The 7,581-nt window shown below is 30.5% G+C and carries 6 protein-coding genes; 5 read left to right on the top strand and 1 reads right to left on the bottom strand.

Going from position 1 to position 7,581, the window contains the following annotated elements; all coding sequences use genetic code 11:
- Positions 1 to 66 precede the first annotated feature (66 nt).
- The gene (gene pta / locus AADI82_RS12130; protein WP_341216694.1) at positions 67 to 2,157 is read left to right on the top strand and encodes a phosphate acetyltransferase; all 2,091 of its coding nucleotides are present in this window, start codon (positions 67 to 69) and stop codon (positions 2,155 to 2,157) included.
- 3 nt (positions 2,158 to 2,160) lie between these two features.
- The gene (locus AADI82_RS12125; protein WP_341216693.1) at positions 2,161 to 3,348 is read left to right on the top strand and encodes an acetate kinase; all 1,188 of its coding nucleotides are present in this window, start codon (positions 2,161 to 2,163) and stop codon (positions 3,346 to 3,348) included.
- Here AADI82_RS12125 and AADI82_RS12120 read toward each other — a convergent pair.
- Positions 3,334 to 4,080, bottom strand: coding sequence for a head GIN domain-containing protein (locus tag AADI82_RS12120; protein ID WP_341216692.1), 747 nt, complete (start codon positions 4,078 to 4,080; stop codon positions 3,334 to 3,336). The two genes, AADI82_RS12125 and AADI82_RS12120, sit on opposite strands and share 15 nt — an antisense overlap.
- 230 nt (positions 4,081 to 4,310) lie before the next feature.
- Between AADI82_RS12120 and AADI82_RS12115 the strand changes: the two genes are divergently transcribed.
- The 3 genes from AADI82_RS12115 to AADI82_RS12105 all read left to right on the top strand — a co-directional run.
- Entirely contained in the window at positions 4,311 to 4,880 is a 570-nt protein-coding gene (locus tag AADI82_RS12115; RefSeq protein WP_341216695.1) for an RNA polymerase sigma-70 factor, read from the top strand.
- A 69-nt stretch (positions 4,881 to 4,949) separates the two neighbouring features.
- Positions 4,950 to 5,918, top strand: coding sequence for a FecR family protein (locus tag AADI82_RS12110; RefSeq protein WP_341216691.1), 969 nt, complete (start codon positions 4,950 to 4,952; stop codon positions 5,916 to 5,918).
- A gap of 122 nt (positions 5,919 to 6,040) precedes the next feature.
- Positions 6,041 to 7,581: SusC/RagA family TonB-linked outer membrane protein (locus tag AADI82_RS12105; RefSeq protein WP_341216690.1), on the top strand; the 1,541-nt coding region annotated here is incomplete at its 3' end.

Raw genomic sequence — 7,581 nt, 5'->3', positions numbered from 1 at the left:
CATGACAAAAATCATCTTTCCAAAAGCAAGCAATAAACTATCTTTGCTGTACTATAAAAACAACACATGAGTAAAGGAATTTATGTAGCTACAATTGAGCCTAACAGTGGTAAATCTGTTGCCGTACTTGGTTTAATGAGAATGCTTTTAGGAAAAACTGCCAAGGTAGGTTATTTTAGACCCATAATAGAAGATACCGAAAATGGAGAAATGGACAATCATATAAATACTGTGATTTCCTATTTTGAAATTGATATTAATTACAAAAAAACATTTGTTTATACCAGAAATGAAGTACTCGACTTATACAACCAAGGAAAATCTGGTGATGTTATTGATGAGATTATTAAAAAATATAAATATCTGGAAGAACGCTTTGATTTTGTATTGGTTGAAGGCACCGATTTCTCTCATGAAAATTCTAGTTTAGAATTAGATATTAATATCTTAATTTCTAAAAATTTAGGATTACCTGTTATTATTGTGTCGCAAGGCGATGGAAAAGATGTAAAAGAAATTGTTGACAACGTACAATTGGCTCATGACACTTTTAAAGAAGAAGTTGATGTTCTTTCAATAATGACCAATAAAGTTGACCCAAATCATCTTCCAGAATTAAAAACACAATTAAAAAACCGTATTAACAACGGAACCGATATTAGTGTTATTCCTAAAATAAAAAGTTTAGCAAGCCCTACTTTAAAAGAAATTTTAAAAATGCTAGATGGCACTATCCTTTTTGGTAAAGACATGATTAACAACCAAATTGACAACTTTAGTGTAGGGGCTATGCAATTACGCAACTACTTAACGCATTTAAAAGAGAATGCTTTGGTTATTACTCCTGGCGATAGAGCCGACATCATTCTAGGTGCATTACAAGCTAATATTTCTAAAAATTATCCAAAAATATCTGGTATTATATTAACAGGTGGATTAATTCCTGAAGAACCGATTTTAAAATTAATTGAAGGATTGTCTAGCGTGGTGCCCATAATTAGTGCTAAAGCAGGTACGTTTCATGTTACCAACACCATTGGCAAAATAAAATCTAAAATATACGCTGAAAATATTGATAAAATTACAACCTCTATTGCTACATTTGAAAAGCATGTAGATACCAATAAATTATCAGATGATTTAATTACATTTCAATCTGATATTTTCACCCCTAGAATGTTTCAATACAACTTATTACAACGTGCTTTAAAAGACAAAAAACACATTGTACTTCCTGAAGGTTATGATGAACGTGTATTACGTGCCACAGCAAGATTAATTGATGCGCATGTGGTGAATATTACTTTAATTGGTGAAGAAGAAAAAATAAAAGAACGTTTAGAAAAGTTCGACATTGCTTTAAATATTAATGAAATAAACATCGTTTCTCCTGTAAAATCGCCTCATTTTGAAGATTATGTAAACACATTCTACGAACTTAGAAAACATAAGAATGTGAATTTAGATATGGCAAAAGACGCGATGACTGATGTGTCATATTTCGCCACTATGATGATTCACAAAGGACATGCCGATGGTATGGTTTCTGGCGCAGTACATACCACCGCACACACCTTGCGTCCTGCGTTGCAATTCATTAAAACAAAACCTGGTGTTAATATCGTATCATCTGTATTTTTTATGTGTTTAGAAGATCGCGTATCTATTTTTGGCGATTGTGCTATTAACCCAAACCCCAATGCAGAACAGTTAGCAGAAATTGCAATTTCATCAGCAAAAACAGCTCAAAACTTTGGTGTTGAACCTAAAGTTGCTATGTTATCTTATTCATCTGGCGCATCAGGAAAAGGCGAAGACGTAGACAAAGTTAGAAAAGCCACCGAAATTGCTAAAAAACAAGTCCCTGATTTAAAAATTGAAGGCCCAATTCAATACGATGCGGCAGTAGATATGCGCATAGGTAAAAGTAAGCTGCCAAATTCTAATGTTGCAGGACAAGCAAGTGTGCTTATTTTTCCTGATTTAAACACTGGAAATAACACGTATAAAGCCGTACAACGAGAAACTGGTGCCTTAGCTATTGGCCCTATGCTACAAGGGCTTAACAAACCTGTAAACGATTTAAGCCGTGGTTGTACTGCCGACGATATTTACAGCACCGTAATAATAACTGCTATACAAGCGCAAGACCTTTAATTTATGCAAGTATTAGTTTTAAATTCTGGAAGTTCTTCCTTAAAATTTCAACTATTTCAAATGCCAGAAGAAACTATTCTGTGCTCGGGTTTAATTGAACGTATTGGGTTTACCGATGCTAAATTCAAATTCAAAACCGATGAAAATAACATTGAGATTACAGAAGATATCCCTAATCATAAAATAGGTTTAGAGCTTTTAGCAAAACAACTTTTGCATAAAGATACGGGTATTATTCAATCTACCGATGCCATTAATATTGTTGGACATCGTGTGGTTCATGGTGGAAAACATTTTAGTAATACCACCGAAATTAATGAAACCGTTAAAGAAAAGATAAAGGCATTATCATCATTAGCACCTTTACATAATCCACCAAATTTAGAAGGTATTGAGGTAGCCGAAACTATTTTCCCAAAAGCAAAACAGGTGGCAGTTTTCGACACGGCATTTCATCAATCCATTCCTGATTACGCCTATAAATATGCTATTCCTAACGATTTTTCAGAAAAACATAATATTCGTGTGTATGGATTTCATGGTACTAGCCATAAATATGTTTCAGAAAAAGCTATTGAATATTTAGAAAAAAAACAATCAAAAATTATTACTATTCATTTAGGTAATGGCTGTAGCATGACGGCTATAAAAAATGGAAAAAGCATTGATCATTCTTTAGGTTTTTCACCAGTTAGCGGATTAATTATGGGTACACGCTCTGGAGATATTGACCCTTCAATTATTTTTTATCTAGCTGAAAAATATAATTACAGTTTAACAGAGATAAACACGCTATTACAAAAGAAAAGTGGCATGTTTGGTTTAACAGGTTATAGCGATTTAAGAGATATTGAAGCTGAAGCAGAAAAAGGCAATAAAGCATGTCAATTAGCTTTAGAAATGAATGTATATCGTATAAAAAAATATATTGGAAGTTATGCAGCTATTTTAAATGGATTAGATGCTATAGTTTTTACTGCAGGTATTGGTGAAAACTCTAAACTTATCAGACAAAAGGTTTGTGAAAATTTAGATTTTTTAGGTATAGAGTTAGATGCTGTAAAGAATCATACAAATTCTAAAAAATTAAAAGATATAAATACTGAAACATCAAAAGTTAAAATATTAGTGATTCCAACAAACGAGGAATTAGAAATAGCCAAACAGTCGGTAAATCTATTCAAAAATTAAACGGCCTTTATAAACTTCTTCCATTTCAACAATGGGAGGTTTGTTTGTAGCAATTACATTGCCTGCACCTGATATTTTGCCTTTTATTGCTTGTTGCGGATTTACAATCATATCATTAGAGCTCCTATTCCATAGTTGAATATTTTGAGCCACTAAATGGCGTCCTTCAAAACGCGACGTTCCTGCGGCGAATGTAATATTCAAGTGGTCGGTTTTACCAGAAATAAAACAATTTGATAAATTATTAAAAACTAATTGGAATGTATTATTGTCTATTTTAAGTCTAAAATTTCCATTAGTAAAAGTATCGGGAGCTCCAAAATCTTCAGACAAAATAGTTAAACTTGGGTAGGTTAAAACGCCATCAGATCTCACGTCATACTGTGTTGAGCTTCGTATTTCTATTATATTTGGCGATGTTACATATACTTTGGTTATACCATAATCGCGTACATAATTACAACTGTTATTATCAGTAAGTATTAACTTACTATTTACAACCATGGCAGTTACATCATTCAATAAATTTTCTCCTGTTTCTATAGTCACTTTTTGGGTGCTACCGTCTTTAATTATTAATTCAATATCTCGATTAACAAGTATTTTATCAAAGGTATCAACAGGTATTTCTTGTTGAATAAGGCGTCCTGTTTTTTGGAAACAATTGCTAACATCCTCACTATTACAAGCTATACTTATACTTAAAATAATTATGTAAATTACTTTTTTCATCTTACTTCTCATGTTTTAAGCGTTCTACCTAAATTTAATAAGGAATTGATATTATTCAAAAATCTTATGGTAAAACTATAAGAATCGTTATCAGCAAACAAGTATTTAGGTCTAGTTTTAATATTAATAGTCAAATCCTTGATCTAATCCATGACCTTATAATCAAAAAAAATCATTAATAATTATCAAATAGTTAAATATTTCTTAAATTGCTCAAATTAATTAATTGAATTATCAAGAAAGAACAAAAAAAACCTATCTCTATAAATCAATCAAGTAAGAAGGATCTTTTTGATTTATTATACAATTTACATTACTCTCTACTACTGCATATTGTTCAGCAATATGTCCCTACAAATGAGGATGCAGAAGAGGTGATGCAAGATGTTTTTATGAAAGTTTGGGATAAAATGGACCAAATAGATATAAATAAAAATGTTACGGGTTATTTATTTAGAATAACAAGAAACACATGTCTTGATTTTTTACGAAGTAAAAGACATGCACTGGCATTAGAGACAAACTCTCTTCAACAAAAAAACTTACTAAATTTCCATGCTTTAACAAATAATACAGCTTCTACAATAATTGAGAATGAGCTTATTATATTAATTAATGAAAGCGTACAATTACTTCCTGAAAAATGTCGACTAGTTTTTATAAAAAGTAGATTTGAAGGGTTAAAACACAAGCAAATTTCATCAGAACTTAATATATCTACAAAAACCGTAGAAAACCATATCTCTAAGGCTATCAAACATTTAAAGCTCTCCTTAAGAGATTATTTGTCTTTTTTATAATTTCTTTCTAAATACAAATTAGGGGATACTTTAGTTTTTATACGTATTATATGTATAAGGTAGTTATTAATGAATAATAAAAACATTTTAAAACTTATTAAGGGTCAGCTTTCTTCCGAAGAAGAAAAAGAGGTCGTAGATTGGTTATTTAATAATCCTAAAAAAAGGAAGCAATATGAAATACTTAAAGCTAAGTATATTGCCAAAAATTTAAGGGAAAGTAAAAACACAACGTCAGGTTTTATAGCAAATAAAAAAAGGAATCTTAAAAACACCTATAAATATGTTGCTATATTAATGGTAATATTAACATCGTCTATCTTAACATGGCATGTGTTAAATAATGATTTAGCTAACAATAACACTAGCACAATTGTTAGTAATTCATTAATACTAATAACTACTCAAAGAGCTGAAACAAAAGAAATTATATTAGAAGACAGCACAAAAGTAACATTAAACTCAAACAGCGTTCTATCTTATCCAAAGCATTTTAGCGGAGATACAAGAGAGGTTACTATAAAAGGAGAAGCTTTCTTTGAAGTTACTAAAAATGAAAAAAAACCTTTTATAGTTACAACAAACAATGGAATGAAAATAAAGGTGTTAGGAACATCATTCAATATCAAATCCTATCCAGAAGATAAAAATATAGAAACCACATTAGTAACTGGAAAAGTAAAAGTTATAGAGGAAAACAAAAATACTGTAGTAGAGTTATCTCCTTCACAAAAAGCTACTTATATAAAGAAGGAAGACAAAATGATTGTAGAAAAAGTTAACACTGAAAACTTTACATCCTGGAAAGAAGGAAAATTAATCTATAACGATACGCCAATGCGGCAAGTTATTAAAGATCTTGAGAGAAGTTATAATTTAAAATTTAATGTAACGTCTAAAGAAATACTTGATTACAAATATAAAGGCGAGTTTGATAATTTAAATATCTATCAAATTTTAGCATTATTTGAAGTATCATCACCAATAACCTATTCAATACAAGGAGATATTATAAAATTAACAAAAACAAAAGGGTAAGTGTTACAGCACCTACCCCTTAAGCTAATTAATTAACACAACGATAGTATTAACAATTAAAACCAAACAAAAGTATGAAAAAAAAGCAACACTTTTTTTCAAAAATCCCTATTCTCAGGATTATGAAAATTTATTTAGTCTTACTCTGCATTACGTTTACCAAAATTTTTGCGTTTGAAGGTTATTCACAAAACATTACGTTAAATGCCGAAAATGTAAAAATCAAAAGGATTCTTACAGAAATTGAAAGTAAAAGTAATTTTAGTTTTTTTTACAATAGTAGTGTTGTAAATGTAGGCTTAAAGAAATCTTTAACAGTTGAAGATATCAAAATTGATGATGTATTAAATCTATTATTTAATAATACAAATATAGATTATAGTTTTATACGAAATCAAATAATACTGTTTCCAAAAGACAAACCAGAGTTGAAATTAAAAATTCAACAACTACTTGAAAAATCAGATACTACGATTACTTCGTCACTAACTCCAAAAATGGTAAATGAGTATATAGAATCTATATTACAAACTAAAGTTACTGGTAAAGTTGTTGATGGAAATGGAGACCCTTTACCTGGAGTAACTATATTAATTAAAGGAACTTCTAAAGGAACTTCTACAGATTTTGACGGAGACTATTCTTTAAACTTAGAAAGCTCTGACGATACTTTAGTTTTTTCTTTTGTAGGGTTTTCAACTCAAGAAATACCTGTAAATAATCAAACAGTTGTTAATGTAACACTGGTAGAAAGCGCATCTGAATTAGATGAAGTTGTTGTAATTGGTTATGGAACTCAAAAAAAGGTAAATCTTACAGGGTCTATTTCAACTATTAAATCAGACGACATTGTTAAGAATAGCACAGCAAATGTAAGCAGTGCTTTATCTGGACGATTGGCTGGAGTAGTAACAATTCAAAGTTCTGGAGAACCTGGAAGTGATGCGTCAACGATTAGAATTAGAGGGCTTAGTTCCTTAAACGGAAATTCACCTTTAATTTTGGTAGATGGTATCCCTAGAGCTTTAAATAATGTTAATGCCAATGATATTGAAAGCATTAGTGTACTTAAAGATGCTGCAGCCTCTGCAATTTATGGTATGCGAGCAGCAAATGGAGTGGTGTTAATTACTACCAAAAGAGGTAAGGGAAAAACAACACTTAGTGTTAATTTATACTCTGGTATACAAACACCAACTAGAACACCTGATTTTTTAGACTCTTATAACTATGCTTTATTATTAAATGAAGCAAATGCAAATGATGGTGTGTCAGCTGCATATACGGATGCTGATTTGCAAAAGTATTTAGATGGAACAAGCCCAGATACACACCCAAACACAGATTGGATTGATGAGACTTTAAAGCCTAATGCTTTAATGCAGTCTATAGATATTTCTGCTAGTGGTAGTGATAAAGAAAATATTGTTAATTACTTTACATCTTTAGGGTATTTATATCAAGATGCTTTATTTGATAATAATAAATTTGATCGTTTTAATTTTAGATCAAATTTAGATATCAAAATAAATGAAAACATTAAGTTAACCACAGATTTTAGTGGAAGTTTAGAAACTAGAAATAGACCAGGAACATCAGCTGGAACCATTTTTTCAAATTTGATGAGAACCCCACCAACAGAAGTTAATCAATATTCTAATGG

The organism is uncultured Wocania sp., from assembly GCF_964021735.1.
Lineage (GTDB): Bacteria > Bacteroidota > Bacteroidia > Flavobacteriales > Flavobacteriaceae > Wocania_A.
The sequence above is the reverse complement of the archived record's forward strand: the minus strand, read 5'-3'. Positions and strand labels throughout refer to the sequence as shown.

Bases quoted from the DNA above. Each gene is read 5' to 3' on its own strand.
- AADI82_RS12110 (WP_341216691.1), top strand. From the start codon at position 4,950: ATGAATAATAAAAACATTTTAAAACTTATTAAGGGTCAGCTTTCTTCC.
- pta (WP_341216694.1), top strand. From the start codon at position 67: ATGAGTAAAGGAATTTATGTAGCTACAATTGAGCCTAACAGTGGTAAA.
- AADI82_RS12120 (WP_341216692.1), bottom strand. From the start codon at position 4,080: ATGAAAAAAGTAATTTACATAATTATTTTAAGTATAAGTATAGCTTGT.
- AADI82_RS12125 (WP_341216693.1), top strand. From the start codon at position 2,161: ATGCAAGTATTAGTTTTAAATTCTGGAAGTTCTTCCTTAAAATTTCAA.